This is a genomic window from Rhodococcus sp. USK10, assembly GCF_019378875.1.
GTDB classification, from domain to species: domain Bacteria; phylum Actinomycetota; class Actinomycetes; order Mycobacteriales; family Mycobacteriaceae; genus Rhodococcus_F; species Rhodococcus_F pseudokoreensis.
This window is the reverse complement of record NZ_CP076048.1, coordinates 7,974,619-7,990,415: the sequence shown is the minus strand read 5'-3', so window position 1 is coordinate 7,990,415 and position 15,797 is coordinate 7,974,619. Positions and strand designations below refer to the sequence as shown.

The following is a 15,797-nucleotide window of genomic DNA, read 5'->3' as shown; positions in this document are numbered from 1 at the left end:
GTGCACACTCGGCCCGGTCAGCGCAGCAACTCTGAAGCCAACAGCCCCGTCCGAAGTGCTTCATACTCGCCGTCGTCGAGAGCAAGTAGAGGGGACCTCACGGTTCTGTTCTGCAGGACAGCGAGCAACTGCAGCGCCCCTTTGACCGTCGTAGCACCGTAATTGGGGACACCCATTACCGCACGCAGAGCCGGCTGCAGGCGGGCATTGATCTCCCGCGCGGTTTCGACGTCCCCCGAGAAGAATGCCTCGATCATGGCGCGGATCTCGTCACCCGCCACGTGGCCGAGGACAGAGACGACCCCACATGCCCCGTACGCGAGGAAACCCAGGGTGAGGCTGTCGTCTCCCGAGTAGACCGCGTAGCCCAATTCGCGCAGCATGATCGCTTGTGTGGGGTCGCCGGCTGCATCCTTCACCGCGACCACGGACGGCCAGTCCGCCATCGCCTCGAATGTCGAGGGTGCCAGCTTGGTGCCGGCCCGGCTGGGAATGTCGTAGAGCATGACAGGGACATCGACGGCATCCACTACGTAGCGAAAGTGTTGCAGTATCCCGCCTTGACTCGGCTTGTTGTAGTACGGCGTTACCAGCAGCAGCCCGTCGGCACCCTGCATGACAGCCTGGCGCGCCAATTCCAGCGTATGGCGGGTGTCGTTTGTACCCACCCCGGCAATGATCTTGGCGCGGTTGCCTACCGCGTCCTTGACCACTCGCAGTATCCGACCATCCTCGGCGGTGGTGGTCGTGGCAGCCTCACCGGTTGTCCCGGACACGACCAGTCCGTCGTGTCCGTGGTCGACCAAGTGCAGAGCGATTCGAGCAGTCGCCTCCTCGTCGATCTCGCCATCCACGGTGAACGCCGTAGCCATCGCGGTAAGTACGCGCCCGAACGGGGCGACAGGCGCTGACGGAAGTGTCATTGCCCCAGTGTATGCGCCATCAAACCGCGACAGCGTCGACCGAACCTTTTATTCACTGACTGCAACCCACAGGGTCGCGCGGCGGACGACAGCCGCCCCGCACGCACGATCGGATCCCGACGACCAAGCCTCGCGCGACGCTGCCGCGCCGTCTTACCCGAAGGTCAGCGGGACGACGATCATTACCGACCAGAAAATCAGCGACACGACGCCGCAGACGTTGTTTGTGCTGATCGGCACGGGGTGGGGGTCGTCCGGGTTGAACACTGATGCCGCCGATTCGCGCTCCCACCCGGAAGTGTCTCCCTGGACGGGAGGAGTCGGTCGCGTCGTCGTCGGCGCCGTCGAGGACGTGTATCCGGAACCGCTTTCCGCGGCCACGTCTTTCGGTGGATGCCGGTCGATCGGTCACTGCGCGGGCAGCGGTGAATGTGTGCCGGGTGCACCACGTGGGGCGCACGCCCGGCAGCCCGGTTGTCGTCGTGGACAGTGGCGACGGCTCGGTCGTAGCCGTGACGGCCGGTGAGCTGCTCGCGGACGCTGTCGCGAATCACCACCATTTCGGACCGGCGGAAGGGTTCTCGATCATGCGGTGCGGCAGCACGATCGGGGCACCGGGCTGTTCTGGAGTGGTTCTGGCACAGGATGTCAGGCCTGGAGATGTGGTGGCATCGGTCAGTCGCGACGGCAACGATCTGGTGGGCTCGGCCGCTGCCGTCTCCGTCGCCCATGGCCGCATGCACGAGCTCACAACCGAACAGTCCCGGTGACTACCCACGGCAGCACCTCATCGCGCGTAATACTGGGGTACCCGACCTTCCGAGGAGACGCGACATGAGCCTGTACGCAGTAGTGGACCCGGCCACCGGGAAGACGGTGCGCGAATACCCGACCGCCACCGATGAGGAGATGCAGGCGGCGTTGTCCGCGGCGGACAAGGCGCACCGTGAGTGGTCGCGGCGCTCGACGATTCCCGAGCGCGCTGGACTGCTCACGCGAGTCGCCGAGTTACACACCGAACGCCGCGACGAACTGGCCAAGATCATCCAGCGGGAGATGGGCAAGCCACTCGATCAGTCGCTGGGGGAAGTGGACTTCAGCGCCGCGATCTACCAGTACTACGCCGACAACGCCGAGAAGTTCCTCGCCGACGAGCCCATCGACCTGGTCGAGGGCACCGGTTCCGCGCTGATCCGGCGGCGCTCGATCGGTGTGCTGATCGGCATCATGCCGTGGAATTACCCCTACTACCAGGTGGCCCGGTTCGCGGGTCCGAATCTGGCGCTGGGCAACACGATCGTGCTCAAACACGCGCCGCAGTGTCCCGAATCGGCGGCGGCGCTGCACCAGATCTTCAGCGACGCCGGATATCCGGAGGGCGCCTACGTCAACGTCTACGCGACCAACGAGCAGATCGCCGACGCGATCGCCGACCCGCGGGTCCAGGGCGTGTCGCTGACCGGGTCCGAGCGTGCGGGTGCGGCGGTCGCCGAGATCGCCGGACGCAATCTCAAGAAGGTGGTGCTGGAACTCGGCGGTTCCGATCCGTTCATCGTGCTCAGTTCCGATGACCTCGACGCCACTGTCAAGGCGGCAGTGGAAGGCCGTTTCGAAAACACCGGGCAGGCCTGCAACGCAGCGAAGCGATTCATCATCGCCGAGGACCTGTACGACGATTTCGTCGGCAAATTCACCGCGGAGGTGCTCGCCTCTGCTGACGGCCTCGCGCCGCTGTCGTCGGTCGCCGCCGCCGACCGACTGGCCGAGCAGGTGGAGCAGGCGATCGCCGAGGGCGCCACCCTCGAGTCCGAGGGTGAACGGCAGGGAGCCTTCTTCCCACCCGCCGTGCTGACGAATGTGTCACCCGATTCGCGCACGTACCGGGAGGAACTGTTCGGGCCGGTAGCGACCGTCTACAAGGCAGGCTCCGAGGCCGAGGCCGTCGAACTGGCCAACGACACCCCGTTCGGTCTCGGCTCGTACGTCTTCACTACCGACCCCGCTCAGGCCGATCGGGTCGCCGACTCGCTGGACGCGGGCATGGTGTTCGTCAATGCCGTTGGCGCCGAAGGAGTCGAGCTGCCGTTCGGCGGCGTCAAACGCTCAGGCTTCGGTCGCGAACTCGGCAAATACGGGATCGACGAATTCGTGAACAAGAAACTCATCCGCATCAGCTGATATCGCTGCGCGCCGTGCCCGGCGGTGGGACGGGAGAGCAGACCAGAGGAATCGCAGGACGAGTATCCAACGGCCGGCTACGTTCGAGCGGCTGGACGTCTTCAGCGGCGGATCGCGACAACGTCTTCGTCGAGGAACCCCTTCAACCCGCCGCTGAAGACATCGTTGTCGTCGCCGGCCACCATGTGACCCGCACCGGTGACGTCGATCAGCTTGGCGGTCGGGATCAGTTCGAGCAGCTCTTTCGCGCCTTCCTCACTCACCACGTTGGATTGCTGGCCACGAACGAGCATCGTGGGAACAGTGATCGCGGCCGCGGCGTCCCGAGCGCGTTCGTATCGCACGATCGAGTCGGATTGGCGAGTGGGTTCGTCGCCGACGCGCAGAAACTCCGGATCCCAATGCCAGTACCAACGGCCGTCACGCAGGCGAAGATTCTTGCGCAACCCCTGCGGGTTGGGCTTGCGGACACGGTTCGGGGTGTACGCCGCGATCGCTGCTGCCGCGTCGTCGAGGCTCGCGAAACCCTCGAGGCCACTGCGCATGAAGGCCATGATCTCCGCGGTACCGCTCGTCTCGACCTTCGGCGCGATATCGACCAAGACCAGGCCGCGAGCGAGATCGGGATTCTCCCCCTGCCCGATCAACGACGTCATACCGCCCATCGAGGCACCGACGAGAACCGGCTTCTCCCCCAGCCCTTCGATGACCGAGGTCAAGTCGGCGACCAACGCGTCGATGCCATAGTCCCCGTCCGGCGCCCACTGACTGTCCCCATGCCCACGGGCATCGAGCGCAATGGCGGACCAGCCGTCCGCCGCGAGGCTGCGTCCGGTGTTTCGCCAGGAATGCCGGGTCTGCCCGCCGCCGTGCAGCAGCAGGACCAGGCCCTTTCTGTCGACGCCTGATCCGCCGTCACCCAGTGTCGGTGGATCCCACCGGTCGGCGGCAAGCATGACGCCATCACCGGCGAATTCGGATTGTGCGACTACGGGATCCATGGAGTTCCTCACCAACATCATCGAGTCGAGCATTCTCCATCATGGTGCACCACGGGGTGAACAGTAATTCACCCGGTGCCGGTGTTTGTGCGCCGCCACAGCTGTATGGCGGTGGTCGAATCCCGGCTAGGCAGATTCGACGGCTTCAGACTTCTGCGCCTTCTCCGTCGTCGACAGCGGTCCGCAGTGCGCGTATCGCGGCGAAGGCAGCTCGCGGCGGGTCCAGACATCGCCGAACAGCACATCGTCGTCGGCTCCGGGGTCGCGGGGCCGAGGGAGGTACTGCGATTACCCGGAAGAGCAGGCACTCCCGCAGGCGAGCTCACCCGCCTTTACTGAGTGAGACCGCGAACCTGCCCGGGCGCATCCCGTCAGATCTCCGCGCACTTCGATCTCGACGCCGACAACTGAGGAGCACCTCATGGAGTTCATCACCCCCGTCCCCACGGGCAAGGGGCCGGCCGGACAATTCACCGGCGACGTCTGGTACGACGTCATCTACGCAGGTAAGGAACCCTCGCGGGTACGGACGAACATGGTTCGCTTCTCCCCCGGCGCCCGCACGTTCTGGCATCGCCATGTCCTCGGGCAAACCCTGCACGTCGTCTCCGGTGTCGCGCTGGTCGGCACCCGCGACGGTGTCGTCTTCGCAGCCCACCCGGGCGAGACCGTGACCTGTCCCGCCGGTGAGGAGCACTGGCACGGCGCCGCCGAAGAGCGGTTCATGGAACACCTTGCGATCTGGGAAGGCGACGGTTCCCGCGCGCCGGAGACGACCTGGCTCGAGGAAGTCACCGACGTGCAATACCACGCACCGCGCACCCGCCGCTCCTGAGCGATCCGAACACCACAAAAGGAGATCGCCTGCGCGCTGCCGACAGGCCTGCGCGCCGAACATGGCGCGCTCACCACCGCCGGGTTCACGGCCGGGCAGAGCGTGCTGATCACCGGCGCCTCGACCGCGATCGGCCTCATCGGAGCCCAGATGGTCACGGCGTTGGGTGCATCGCACGTGATCGGCACGACGCGCAGCAGCGCCAAGAGGGACCTGCTCACCGGCGCCGGCGTCGATACCGTCATCTTGACCGGCGAGCAGGACCTGACCGAGGCGACGCTGGCCGTCACCGACGGCCACGGCGTGGACGTCGTGCTCGACCATGTCGCGGGGCAGACGTTCGCAGACTGCCTGCGGGCGACGAAAGAGGAGCGGGCTGCCGATCGGCTACGTTCCGGTGAGGCGCTCGGAAAGATCGTGATCACCCTTCCCTGACACCCGTTGCGGCGGTGACGCCGCCAGTGACGAGTTCGGCTACGCAGCGCCTGGAACCGGCGGCGACTCCGATGCGACATGATCGGGTCGTGGCGATATTCAACGACTACGACAAGTACGCGTCGGCGTACGACGCCGACATCGAGGACAACGTATATAACGCGTTGTACGAGCGACCGGCGACGTTGGCGCTGGTCGGCGACGTCGCCGGCCGGAGGGTGCTGGATGCGGGCTGCGGCAGCGGTGTGCTGTCGCAGGCGCTCGCCGCCTCGGGCGCTGCGGTCACCGGCGTCGATCTCAGCACGAATCTGCTCGCGATCGCCCGGCACCGCCTGGGACCCGACGTCCCGTTGATCCAGGCAGATCTCGACCAGCAGTTGCCCATCCGGTCATCGACCTTCGACGTCGTGGTGGCGTCGCTGGTGATGCACTACCTCCACGACTGGTCGGGACCGTTGTCCGAGTTTCGACGGGTCCTCGCGCCGGGCGGGTGCGTCATCATCTCGACGCATCACCCGTTCGTGGACTTCAGGCCGTCCGGGCAGGGCGACTACCTCGGAACGTTCGAGTTCACCGAGGAATGGGTGAAGTCCGGTGAGAGGTTCCTCATGAGGTTCTGGCACCGGCCGTTGCACGCCATGTTCGACGCCTTCACCGCGGCGGGATTCACCGTCGAACGTGTCTCGGAGCCGCGCCCCGGTGCCGCCGTGCGCGATCGCTCTCCGGAACTGTTCGAGCAGCTCAGCCGTGAAGCCCCGTTCATCTTCTTCATTCTGCGCAGCGACGACCGCGATCCCTCGCCGGCCGGCGAGACGCCGTCACGGTAAATGCATCAGCTTTCCGGCGAGGGTGAAGAGCCGGCGGGCGAGCCTCATGACGGGCAGGCCCAGAGGGATCAGGAGGATCGTCACGCACAGTATCCCGCCGACGAGCCACACCACGGCCGCGACGATCCCGAGCACCGTGCCGAGCACGGCCGTGAGAATTCCCAGCACCACATCGAGCAGGCCCCGTATCAATCGCATGATGACCTCCTTGTTCCAGTCTGCGCGCATGCCCACCGGATCGCACCCGTCGAAAGTGGCCCGCATCAGAGATTCTCGGTTGCGTCAGACCACCCGCTCGAGTGCGCGGACGTCCGCGTCCAGTTTCCTGTACAGCCAGTACACGGCGACGAACGCGAGCCCGGAGGCCGCGCACAACCACAGGACCGAATCGCGCACCAGTGGCAACTCCTCGGGTTCGAGGGTGCTGAATCCGGCCAGTACACCGACGAGCGGCACGGACGCCGTCACCGCCAGATACACCGTCGTCCTTCGGCGCAGCCCGCCGAGAACGTCGGCGTCGTGCGCCGTCGCGAGCCCTTGTCGCAGATAGATGGGATAGACGCAGCGCACGATGTAGAACGTCGACAGGAAGAATGTGTAGGCAACGGAGATCCCAGCCGCCACCAGAGTGGTCGTCACCGCATGGACCTGCAACCGAGCAGGGAGGTCGGTCAACCACCGCATCGCCCCCACCCCCCACACCGTTGCCAAGACCCAGGACAGCAACGTGTTCATCGCACACAGGTCGCCCCAGAACAGTGTTCGTGACCGAACCCGTGCGAGGACGGCCTCGTCGTAGCGTCTGCCGCTACGCAGGCCGCGGGGCACAGCGAGCAGATCGCGGGACATATAGGCATAGATGACGACGGCCAGCGGGAGGAAGCAGAGAATGAAAACGACGACGGCAGCGTAGAGCTGCGCATAGATGGCATCGGACAGCCGCTCGTTGAGCAGTTCCTGCAGGTGCACGGCGAAATAGATCGTCGCAAGGCCGACACCTACCCATGACGACGTCCACAGGATGGGGGTGGGCCACTGCGACAGTCGCGCCCGCCAACTGTTCGGCGGCGGATAGACCAGGTCCCGGGACCGCTTCTCAAGGCACAAGTCCAACTGCTGGGCCAGTTCCGAACCGCTCGGATAGCGGTCTTCGCGGTCGGGCGACAGGCATTTCAGCAGTACCCGGCGCAGGGCCATGGGGCAATCCGGCGGAAGCTCCGACAGGAACTGCGCATCCACGGGCCTGCGTCGCAGTTCGAGCATGCGGGCCAGCGACGTCTCCGACTCACCGGCCGTGGTTTCGTCCGCGAACGGCCGACGTCCGGTGAGCAACTCCCACAGCATGACCGCGAGCGCGAAGATGTCGCTTCGGGTGTCGAGGTCGGCGGCGGTGGTCGGTGAGCCCGGGTGGCAGGCTTCGAGCTGTTCGGGTGACATGTAGGCCAGTGAGCCACCGAAATACGCCAGCGGACTGGTGCCCTTGATTCGTTGGCTGGAGCTGACGTTGAAGTCGGCCAGCTTCGGAATCCCCTCGGCGCTCAGCAGCACGTTCGCCGGTTTGATGTCTCGATGCAGCACCCCTCGTTCGGAGGCGTGCCGAAGCGCGTCGGCAAGCCGGCGGCCCAGCCAGGCCACCGTCTCCGGCCACGTCAGGGAGGCGATCCGGGTTCGAACAGCGGATTCGGTCGGCCGCACCTCGCCCTTGGCGGCAAGGACCCCGTCGACGGCGTCGAGCAGCAGTTGCCCACTCCGGTGTTCCGTCGGCGTCGAGCGCAGTAGATGTACCACATCGAGCAGCGTTCCCCCCGGCAGATACTGCATGTAGAGCAACTTCAACTCGCCCTCGGCAATCAGTCGCTGGTCGTAGATGCGCACGATGTAGTCGTGATCCAGCTGCGCGAGGGTCTGCGGCTCGATGCCGTGGTTGTGGGAAATCTTGACCGCGACGAGCCGCTGCATCGATTGCTGCCGCGCAAGATACACCTGGGCGAAGGCGCCGGACCCGATCCTCATCAGCAGGTCGAAGTCGTCGACACGATCGCCGACGTCGATGTTGCCGAGAACAACCTGTGCCCGCGGTCGCGCGATCATCGTGCTGCAGTAGTCATCCGTGAACTCCTCGGCCCCGCGGCCGCCCGCCATGGTGGCAGCCTCGGCGGCCATGGTGGCCGCATCGGCTTCGGGCGTACTGCGACGCCGGGCGTGAAATTCCTCGTAGACCAACTCGGCGGGAAGCGGTCCGTCCTGCAGTTCCGCGAACTCCGCTCGGTACTCGGTCAGTCGTTTGGGAAAGTCGTAGCGAAGCCAGCGGTATTCGAGGTCGATCTTGATCAGTTCGATCAGTATCGAACGTCGCTCAGCCGGTTCGCGGGGTAGGAAGGCGGACAGGTCAGGCGGGCACCCGGACCCCCACGCGTCCGAAAACCGTGCCACGACGGTAGCAAGCGCTGTGCGGGTTCGTTCTGCTGATTCGACCAGGTCGGTCGGCTCGTACATCGGTAACTCGGAGTGCAGCCCCGTGCGATCACGCGGCGGCTACGCGCGGTACGGCGCCGGGTCGTTGCTGCCCCACATTGTGTCCTTCCGCCGAATTTCCCCCTCAAGCGTATCGCTCCGATACGGGCGCACGGGCGCCAAAACGGCGGGGACCGCACCGCCGAAGCCGAGAGTGGCCGAGAATTTGTCGGCACCTGGGCCGACGCGGTCTCGGCGGCCACCACCGACGGCGATCGTGAGGGTGGTCGAATGAACGACACGGCATCCGTCGTGGGCCGACGGGTACTGGGGCTGGTGTTCTTCCTCGTCCTCGTGCTGTTCCTGGCAGCCTCCTTCGCACTGTTCGACACGACGTTCACCAAGGTCGTCGAGATCGACCTCGTCACCGACAGCACCGGAAGCGCATTGGCACCCGACGCGGACGTGAAGGTCCGTGGCCTCATCGTCGGCGAGGTGCGCTCGGCGACCTCTGAGGAGGGCGAGGTCACGCTCGCTCTCGCGATCCAGCCGGACAAGGCACCGCTGATCCCGTCCAACGCGACGGCGCGGCTGCTGCCCAAGACACTGTTCGGTGAACGCTATGTGTCGCTGATCGTTCCGGAGGGCGACACGGCTCCGCCGATCCAGGCCGGTGACACGCTGCGTCAGGACAAGAGCGGCAACGCCGTCGAGGTCGGCGAAGTTCTGGACGGCCTGCTGCCGCTCCTGCAGGCGATTCCGCCGCAGGACCTGGCGAACACGCTCGGCGCGCTGTCCCAAGGTCTGAGCGGACGCGGCGCCGAACTCGGGCTGACACTCGACCGTCTCGAAAAGATCTTCGGCGGGCTGAACACCGAACTTCCCGCCATCCAGGAGGATCTGCGCGGCCTGGCGGACTTCTCGCAGACATATTCCGAGGCGGCGCCCGATCTGGTCCACGCCCTCGACAACCTGCGGACCACCGGAAACACCGTGGTGGAGAAGCAGAATGAGATCGCCACGCTGCTCGCGACAGTCACCGGGACAAGTGCGTCCACCGCGGACCTCTTGCAGGCGAATTCCCGGAGCATCGTGACGATCGCCTCCGACTCGCGTGAGGCGCTGCAGCTCCTCGGCCGCTACTCACCGAGCTTCGGCTGCACCCTGGCGGCCTTCGTGCGGGCGGCGCCGATCGCCCTCGAGTTACTCGCGCTCGACGATCCTTATCCCGGCGGGCGAGGCACCGTGCAGTTCGTCAACCCGAAGGGCCGCTACCTGCCCAACCAGGACGAGCCGCGCCTGCTCGACAACCGCGGACCGGCTTGCTACGACGACGTCACCGCACCGGGCGGGAGGTTTCCGCAATACCCGGGCGGATCGTTCAACGACGGCGCCTACCAGGTGCCCACGCGGAACCCCGGACCGTCGGACATCGGGTACTTCCCTGCGCCCGCCGGCGTCCCCGACCAGGTCCCGGGGTACGGAGCCCAGGTCACCCCCGCGAGTTACCCGGGTTCGAAGATGGAACAGGACACCCTGGATGTCGTCTACGGCGAGGCCGGCGGCATGGCACCGGAGGACGTGCCGAGCTGGACGACACACATCGGCGCGCCGACCCTGAGGGGCGCCGAGGTGACCTTCGAATGACGACGCGGCTCTCGAACCCCTGCGGGACGATCTCAGAGCGCCGCCGCCAGCGTGCCGACTCCCGGTCCGTCGAGGTCGTCCAGCGCCACCTTCCGGCCGGAGACGGCCAGAAGGAGGGACAGGGCAGTGCCGCTCACGTCCGGACCGTCGCCGATCGATACGTCGGCGTCCGCGGCCGTCAGCCGGACACGGGCGACAAGTTCCTTGGCGCCGCCGAAGGACGCCGGGGTGCGCGTCTGCAGGCGGAGCGATCTGACGACTGCCTCCGCCGGGTAGGAGCGGGTGAGGCCCAGCGGTCGACGGATGTCCTCACCGTGCACGACCTCCTCGACGAGCCGGCTGTCGAGGGGCGCCGGGGGTGTCGACGTGCGCGACGCCACCCGGCGAAGCCGCTCCAGCGTCTCCTGCGGCGAGGCACCGCGTTCGCGTTCCACGCCGCGAGCGTTCTGGCGGTCGAAGTCGAACCGCGCCCGGGCGAGGCCGACCACGAACCCGAGGCGCGTCGTTCGAGCCGTGTCGACCAGGTGAGCGACCACGTCGTGGACCGTCCACTCGCCGCAGAGCGACGGCTCGTCCCACCGCTCGGCGTCGAGGTGCACGAGGTCGTCGATCAGCGCGGCACGCTCCGCGTGCACCATCGACCAGACATCTTCCACGGCTCTCTCCTTCGGACCGACGCATCGTCTGCCGGGTAGGACTCCCCGACCCGCGGAAAATCATCGGTCACCCGGTCGCGGGTTCGACGTCCGTCAACTCCGGTTCGAGTGTCCGGTCAGGACCGGCGATCGTCGCAGACTTCGGTTCGGCCGTCGAACGTACACGCGCACAGCGGGTTCGGTTCCGCTCCCCCGAACAGTGCGACCGCCAATCCCAGGACACCGATGCCGCCGGACAGCACGGCACCGAGCAGGAATACGTCAGTCATCAAGCGCCCTCCCCCTTGTCTCTCGTCCCCCATTACAACAGGTCTGCCCTCGGATCGTAGCCCCGGCCCACCGGGGATTCACCGCGGCAGGTTTGTCTTCGGGAGAAGCGCGAGGACGAGGGCCAGCGCCGTCAGGACGAGGACGAGCACGGCCACGCCGGCCCAGTGTCCGCTCGCCCAGGCGATACCTCCGACCCAGCCGAAGAGGCTGGATCCGGCGTAATAGGAGACGTTGTACAGCGCCGTTGCCTGCGCCCTGCCCGTTGTCGCGTGCGCGCCGACCATGCCGGACGCGACGGCGTGGCCGACGAACAGTCCGGCGGTCACCGCGGCCAGACCGAGGAGGATCGTGATCAGCGATCCGTCGAGGCTCAGGACCGTCCCGCCTGCCATGAACGTGCAGGCCAGCACGAGCACCGTTCGGTGGCCGAGCCGTCCCACCATCCAGCCCGCGGCGCGGGAGCCCGCGGTGCCCGCCAGGTACGCAAGGAAGATCAGCGACACCACCGTCGGCGCGAGATGGTAAGGGGCCGCCTCGAGGCGGAAGGGAAGGTAGTTGAAGACCGCCACCATGCCGCCGACGAGCAGCGCACCGATGCCGAACAGTGCCAGCATCCGGACATCCCGCAGGTGAACCGCGAGACCGCCGCTGGACGGGACGGCGGAGCGCCGACCCTGCCCGGCGGGTAACAGCACGACCAGGACGGCCATCAGAATCGCCACGCCCACTCCGAGAATCGCCAGCGCGGGACGCCACCCGAGATGATCCGCCACCGGGACGACCAGAAGCCGACCACTCAGCCCACCCAAAGATGTTGCGGCAACGTAGGAACCGGCCAGCACCGCCGTCCGCGCCGGAGCCGCGACCTCGTGGAGCAGCGTCATCGCCAACGCGGGTAGTCCACCGAGCGCCACGCCCTGGACGAATCGTCCCGCCACCAGTGCCTCGAACGTGGGAAGCCAGGGGACGGCCACGGCGAGCAGCCCGGCGGTCGTCGCCGCGTACCGCATCGCGGTGGGACGCCCGACTCGATCCGACAACCGGGCCCACGGCAGCACCGACAACGCCAACCCGAGGGTGGCCGACGAGACCAGGAGCGACGCCTGTGCGGCACTGACGGAGGCGTCCTGCCCGATCTGCGTCAGGAGGCCCTGCGGCGCATACATCAACGCGAAGGTCGCCAGGCCCGCACACCACAGGGCCGCCGAGAGTCGCCGGTCCCGATTCGACTCCGTCGGCACATCTCGAGAGGCCACCGGCTCGCGGGTGCCCCTCTCGGTGAAATGCGTGGCGGACATGCCCCCGACGGTAAGGCGACACGACCGATGAATCCAATGCATCTGAGGCGAACAACTCATACAGTTGAATCATGAATAGCGAGGCGGTCAAGGCCCTGCTGCCACACCTTCCGGTCCTCGTCGCCCTCGGCGAGGTCGAACATGTAACCATTGCCGCCGCAATGCTCGGAATGCCTCAGCCCACGGTCAGCCGGATAGTCCGCCGGCTGGAGAAGCAACTCGGCACACCACTCCTGGAACCGGACGGGCGTGGCGTCCGGTTGACGGATGCAGGCCGGACACTGGTGCCGTACGCGCAACGCGCACTCGAGGCGGTGGTGGACGGCCTCGACGCCGTCCAGTCGCAGGACCGACGGACGCGGGCAACCGTCCGCATCGCGTTTCAGACGTCGCTCGGCGAGCACCTCGTGCCCGAACTGATTCGGATCGTCCGCGCGGAGGATCCGGCGATCCGTTTCGTCCTCAGCCAGGGCGCGCGGCGCACGTGCCTGAACACCCTCGTCGACGGGGAAGCGGACATCGCCCTCGTCTCTCGTCTCAACCCTCCGCCGGACGGACTGACGGTCACGCCGCTGTTCGAACAGCCACTCGTCGTCCTGGTGCCCTCCGACCACCCGCGGGCCGCCTCGACATCGACGACGATCCGCGACCTCGCATCCGAGCCGATCATCACGCTCAAGCCGGGCTACGGCCTCCGCGGGTCCGTCGACGACCTGTTCGCACGGGCCGGCGCCCTCCCCACGATCGCGTTCGAAGGCGAGGACCTGCGGACCGTGTCCGGACTGGTGGCATCCGGCTTGGGCGTCGGCATCATGCCGGCCGCCGGCACTCCCCCACCCGGCTGCGCGCAGATTCGCCTCGACGATCCCCGGGCGACCCGGGACATCGGTGCCGCGCTGCTGCCCGGCGCCCCACGCGCCGCGGTCACCACGGTGCTCACCGCTCTCGTCGCGCTCACCGCGAGGGACAACCGTCACGAGCAACCGAACCCGAGGGAGTCGACGTGAATCGCGAACATCTTCAACGGGACTACGGATTGCGCTTCGATTGGGGCCTGCCGGGGGCGACAGCCGTCGGGACCGTCGCCGTCGTCGCGGTCGTGGTGGACGTCCTCTCGTTCACCACCACCCTGACCGTGGCGGTCGACGCCGGCATCGACGTGCTGCCGTACCGATGGAACGCCGGGTCCGCGGAGCGCTACGCCCGCGAGTCGGACGCGGTCCTCGCCGTCGGGCGCAGCCGAGCGACGAACGGTCAGATCAGCTTGTCGCCGAACACGATTCGACGCTCCACCGCGCCGCGCCGGCTGGTCCTCCCCTCGCCGAACGGATCGAGCATCTGCTTCGAGCTCGGCGCCGGAGCCGGGGTGTGCGTCGGAGCCTCGCTACGGAATGCGACCGCGGTCGCCGGCTGGATCACCCGGCACTACCCGCCGACGACGGTGGTGGCGGTGATCGCCGCCGGTGAGAAGTGGCCGGGCGGCGAACTCCGGCCGGCGATCGAAGACCTGTGGGGTGCGGGCGCCGTGATGTCCGCACTGACCGCGGCCGGCTGGGACGCCGGAGCGTCGCCGGAAGCCCTGATGGCCATCACCGCCTGGCGCGCCGTCGCGGACACCCTCCCGCAGTCTCTCGCGGCATGTGCGTCGGGACGAGAATTGCGCGCAGCGGGATACCCGGAGGACGTCGCCATCGCCGCCGAAGTCGACCGGAGCACCGCCGTACCGGTCCTCGAGGATCGGGTCTTCCGAGGACGCAAGGCCGGTTGACCGCCGGATGGTCAACCGCTGACGGTGACCGTCACGTTGCCGACCTTGTGGCCGAGGTCGACGTATCGGTGTGCGTCGACGATCCGATCCATCGGGAAATTGCGGTCGACGACGACGCGAAACCCATCGGACTCGATCAGTTCCTTCACACAGGCAAGTGCGCTCTTCTTCTCGACGGACATCCCCGGTCGAACGGTCCTTCCGCCGCGCAGCGCAGTCCACGCACCGAGCGGCCAGTTGATCAGACCGGTTGTGGGGAGGTAACAGCCGTGCGGCGTGAGTGCCCGTCGGCATCGCGCGAACGACGTCGGGCTGACGGTGTCGAAGATGACGTCGTAGGCCGCCTCGTGGGAGGTGAAGTCTTCCGTGTGGTAGTCGACGACGTGGTCGGCGCCCAGGTCGGTGACCAGATCGGCGTTACGGGACCCGCACACCGCGGTGACTTCGGCGCCGAGGTGTTTGGCGAGTTGCACCGCGGCGGTTCCGATGCTCCCGGAGGCGCCGTTGACCAAGACGTGCCGGCCGCTGCGGACGTGTGCCGTGTCTCGAAGGAAGTACAGTGCCGTCGAGGGTCCGTCGACCGCGGCGGCGGCCTCCTCGAAGCCGATGCCGACGGGCTTCCGTTCGAGCGATCCGGACTCGGGCAAGCAGACGTATTCGGCGCACGCACCCAAATGGAATCCCGCGAATCCGAAAACCTGGTCGCCGGCAGCGAATCGGCGCACGTCCGCGCCCGCAGCGTCGATCTCTCCGGCAAATTCGAGCCCGAGAATCCGCCGATTCCTCCGCGGCCGAGTGACGCCGAGGACGACACGCCCCCAACGGGGCAACCCCCGGCGCATCAGGGTCTCCGCCCTCGTCACCGTCGTCGCGTGCACACGCACCAACACCTCGTCCGGCTTCGGTGTGGGTCGCGCAATCTCGCGGACGCTGAGGACTTCCGGCGGTCCGTATTCGGAGTACATGACTGCCTTCACCGGCAAATCCTCCTCCCGAAAGCTCGTCCGAGATCGACGCCGCGGTTGATCCCATCATCGCCCAACCTGACGCCGAGCGGACGCGCCGCTGGGCGATGACGCGGCGTTGCCGATCGCGTGGGATGTTCGACGACCGCTGCGGGATCGAGCGCAGGAGAAATGCGACGACCCTCGCGAATCTCGAAGATCCTGATCAACGGACGCGAGCTGGTCCCCGGCCGCGTGACCGTCGTTCTCATCCGCGAAGCCATCGGATATTGAGAGCACGTCAAGAGCGTCACACCTCGGTGTCCCGGCGTCTACGCTGACCCGCACACGCACGCTCTCGTCGAGGGAGGCCCGGGATGTTCATCCTGCTCCGGCACGCCCATGCGATAGGAAAGCAAGACTGGAGCGGGTCCGACGCCGACCGGCCTCTCAGCGCGCTCGGACGTGACCAGGCCACCGGCCTCGTCGCCACGCTCACCGGAGTCGAGTAGCGTGTCCTGTACTGCAGCCCGACCACCCGCTGCCTCGACACCCTCGCGC

The 15,797-nt window shown here is 67.1% G+C and carries 18 protein-coding genes; 9 read left to right on the top strand and 9 right to left on the bottom strand.

Features of this window, described 5'->3' with window-relative positions; genetic code table 11:
• Window positions 1-17: 17 nt before the first annotated feature.
• Both dapA and I1A62_RS46920 read right to left on the bottom strand, forming a co-directional pair.
• Window positions 18-923: a 4-hydroxy-tetrahydrodipicolinate synthase gene (gene dapA, locus I1A62_RS43565; protein WP_219458146.1), complete on the bottom strand. Its 906-nt coding sequence runs from the start codon at window positions 921-923 to the stop codon at window positions 18-20.
• A 153-nt stretch (window positions 924-1,076) separates the two neighbouring features.
• Window positions 1,077-1,304: a hypothetical protein gene (locus I1A62_RS46920; protein ID WP_308340787.1), complete on the bottom strand. Its 228-nt coding sequence runs from the start codon at window positions 1,302-1,304 to the stop codon at window positions 1,077-1,079.
• 68 nt (window positions 1,305-1,372) lie between these two features.
• Between I1A62_RS46920 and I1A62_RS43555 the strand changes: the two genes are divergently transcribed.
• Both I1A62_RS43555 and I1A62_RS43550 read left to right on the top strand, forming a co-directional pair.
• Window positions 1,373-1,693 (top strand): hypothetical protein, encoded by a 321-nt coding sequence (locus I1A62_RS43555; protein ID WP_219458145.1) that lies wholly within the window; start codon window positions 1,373-1,375, stop codon window positions 1,691-1,693.
• Between the two features lie 64 nt (window positions 1,694-1,757).
• The gene (locus I1A62_RS43550) at window positions 1,758-3,101 is read left to right on the top strand and encodes an NAD-dependent succinate-semialdehyde dehydrogenase (RefSeq protein WP_124392861.1); all 1,344 of its coding nucleotides are present in this window, start codon (window positions 1,758-1,760) and stop codon (window positions 3,099-3,101) included.
• A 101-nt stretch (window positions 3,102-3,202) separates the two neighbouring features.
• Here I1A62_RS43550 and I1A62_RS43545 read toward each other — a convergent pair whose 3' ends face one another.
• Entirely contained in the window at window positions 3,203-4,102 is a 900-nt protein-coding gene (locus I1A62_RS43545) for an alpha/beta fold hydrolase (protein ID WP_124392860.1), read from the bottom strand.
• A gap of 421 nt (window positions 4,103-4,523) precedes the next feature.
• Between I1A62_RS43545 and I1A62_RS43540 the strand changes: the two genes are divergently transcribed.
• From I1A62_RS43540 to I1A62_RS43530, 3 genes are all read left to right on the top strand, one after another.
• Complete coding sequence (locus tag I1A62_RS43540; RefSeq protein WP_124392859.1) at window positions 4,524-4,937, top strand: cupin domain-containing protein; 414 nt, start codon at window positions 4,524-4,526, stop codon at window positions 4,935-4,937.
• Window positions 4,938-5,039: 102 nt separating this feature from the next.
• Window positions 5,040-5,372, top strand: coding sequence for a zinc-binding dehydrogenase (locus I1A62_RS43535; protein ID WP_257890684.1), 333 nt, complete (start codon window positions 5,040-5,042; stop codon window positions 5,370-5,372).
• Window positions 5,373-5,461: 89 nt separating this feature from the next.
• On the top strand, window positions 5,462-6,199 hold the full coding sequence (locus tag I1A62_RS43530) for a class I SAM-dependent methyltransferase (protein WP_124392858.1): 738 nt from the start codon (window positions 5,462-5,464) through the stop codon (window positions 6,197-6,199).
• Here I1A62_RS43530 and I1A62_RS43525 read toward each other — a convergent pair.
• Window positions 6,191-6,397 carry a hypothetical protein gene (locus I1A62_RS43525; protein ID WP_124392857.1) on the bottom strand — a complete coding sequence of 69 codons (207 nt, stop codon included), beginning with the start codon at window positions 6,395-6,397 and terminating at the stop codon, window positions 6,191-6,193. The two genes, I1A62_RS43530 and I1A62_RS43525, sit on opposite strands and share 9 nt — an antisense overlap.
• 84 nt (window positions 6,398-6,481) lie before the next feature.
• Window positions 6,482-8,695 carry a serine/threonine-protein kinase gene (locus tag I1A62_RS43520; RefSeq protein ID WP_219458144.1) on the bottom strand — a complete coding sequence of 738 codons (2,214 nt, stop codon included), beginning with the start codon at window positions 8,693-8,695 and terminating at the stop codon, window positions 6,482-6,484.
• A gap of 249 nt (window positions 8,696-8,944) precedes the next feature.
• On the opposite strand from I1A62_RS43520, the gene I1A62_RS43515 reads away from it, so the two are divergent.
• Window positions 8,945-10,300, top strand: coding sequence for an MCE family protein (locus tag I1A62_RS43515; RefSeq protein WP_219458143.1), 1,356 nt, complete (start codon window positions 8,945-8,947; stop codon window positions 10,298-10,300).
• A 32-nt stretch (window positions 10,301-10,332) separates the two neighbouring features.
• On the opposite strand, the gene I1A62_RS43510 is transcribed toward I1A62_RS43515, so the two are convergent.
• The 3 genes from I1A62_RS43510 to I1A62_RS43500 form a co-directional block, all read right to left on the bottom strand.
• The gene (locus I1A62_RS43510) at window positions 10,333-10,956 is read right to left on the bottom strand and encodes a maleylpyruvate isomerase family mycothiol-dependent enzyme (RefSeq protein ID WP_219458142.1); all 624 of its coding nucleotides are present in this window, start codon (window positions 10,954-10,956) and stop codon (window positions 10,333-10,335) included.
• A 116-nt stretch (window positions 10,957-11,072) separates the two neighbouring features.
• Complete coding sequence (locus I1A62_RS43505) at window positions 11,073-11,225, bottom strand: hypothetical protein (protein ID WP_179220111.1); 153 nt, start codon at window positions 11,223-11,225, stop codon at window positions 11,073-11,075.
• A gap of 78 nt (window positions 11,226-11,303) precedes the next feature.
• A complete protein-coding gene (locus tag I1A62_RS43500) occupies window positions 11,304-12,524 on the bottom strand; it encodes an MFS transporter (protein WP_257890682.1) in 1,221 nt (406 codons plus the stop codon).
• Window positions 12,525-12,595: 71 nt separating this feature from the next.
• On the opposite strand from I1A62_RS43500, the gene I1A62_RS43495 reads away from it, so the two are divergent.
• A complete protein-coding gene (locus tag I1A62_RS43495) occupies window positions 12,596-13,531 on the top strand; it encodes a LysR family transcriptional regulator (RefSeq protein ID WP_124392852.1) in 936 nt (311 codons plus the stop codon).
• Window positions 13,528-14,292: a 2-phosphosulfolactate phosphatase gene (locus I1A62_RS43490; RefSeq protein WP_219458140.1), complete on the top strand. Its 765-nt coding sequence runs from the start codon at window positions 13,528-13,530 to the stop codon at window positions 14,290-14,292. The genes I1A62_RS43495 and I1A62_RS43490 overlap by 4 nt, the downstream gene beginning before the upstream one ends.
• An 11-nt stretch (window positions 14,293-14,303) precedes the next feature.
• On the opposite strand, the gene I1A62_RS43485 is transcribed toward I1A62_RS43490, so the two are convergent.
• Window positions 14,304-15,269, bottom strand: coding sequence for an NAD(P)-dependent alcohol dehydrogenase (locus I1A62_RS43485; RefSeq protein ID WP_219458139.1), 966 nt, complete (start codon window positions 15,267-15,269; stop codon window positions 14,304-14,306).
• 344 nt (window positions 15,270-15,613) lie between these two features.
• Here I1A62_RS43485 and I1A62_RS47370 point away from each other — a divergent pair, with 344 nt between their 5' ends.
• Window positions 15,614-15,748, top strand: a complete 135-nt coding sequence (locus tag I1A62_RS47370; protein ID WP_374710728.1) for a hypothetical protein — start codon at window positions 15,614-15,616, stop codon at window positions 15,746-15,748.
• The last annotated feature ends 49 nt before the right edge of the window (window positions 15,749-15,797 follow it).

Coding starts and splice junctions, on each gene's coding strand:
- dapA (WP_219458146.1), bottom strand. CDS start 923: ATGACACTTCCGTCAGCGCCTGTCGCCCCGTTCGGGCGCGTACTTACC.
- I1A62_RS43550 (WP_124392861.1), top strand. CDS start 1,758: ATGAGCCTGTACGCAGTAGTGGACCCGGCCACCGGGAAGACGGTGCGC.
- I1A62_RS43545 (WP_124392860.1), bottom strand. CDS start 4,102: ATGGATCCCGTAGTCGCACAATCCGAATTCGCCGGTGATGGCGTCATG.
- I1A62_RS43540 (WP_124392859.1), top strand. CDS start 4,524: ATGGAGTTCATCACCCCCGTCCCCACGGGCAAGGGGCCGGCCGGACAA.
- I1A62_RS43525 (WP_124392857.1), bottom strand. CDS start 6,397: ATGCGATTGATACGGGGCCTGCTCGATGTGGTGCTGGGAATTCTCACG.
- I1A62_RS43520 (WP_219458144.1), bottom strand. CDS start 8,695: ATGTACGAGCCGACCGACCTGGTCGAATCAGCAGAACGAACCCGCACA.
- I1A62_RS43515 (WP_219458143.1), top strand. CDS start 8,945: ATGAACGACACGGCATCCGTCGTGGGCCGACGGGTACTGGGGCTGGTG.
- I1A62_RS43505 (WP_179220111.1), bottom strand. CDS start 11,225: ATGACTGACGTATTCCTGCTCGGTGCCGTGCTGTCCGGCGGCATCGGT.
- I1A62_RS43500 (WP_257890682.1), bottom strand. CDS start 12,524: ATGTCCGCCACGCATTTCACCGAGAGGGGCACCCGCGAGCCGGTGGCC.
- I1A62_RS43495 (WP_124392852.1), top strand. CDS start 12,596: ATGAATAGCGAGGCGGTCAAGGCCCTGCTGCCACACCTTCCGGTCCTC.
- I1A62_RS47370 (WP_374710728.1), top strand. CDS start 15,614: ATGTTCATCCTGCTCCGGCACGCCCATGCGATAGGAAAGCAAGACTGG.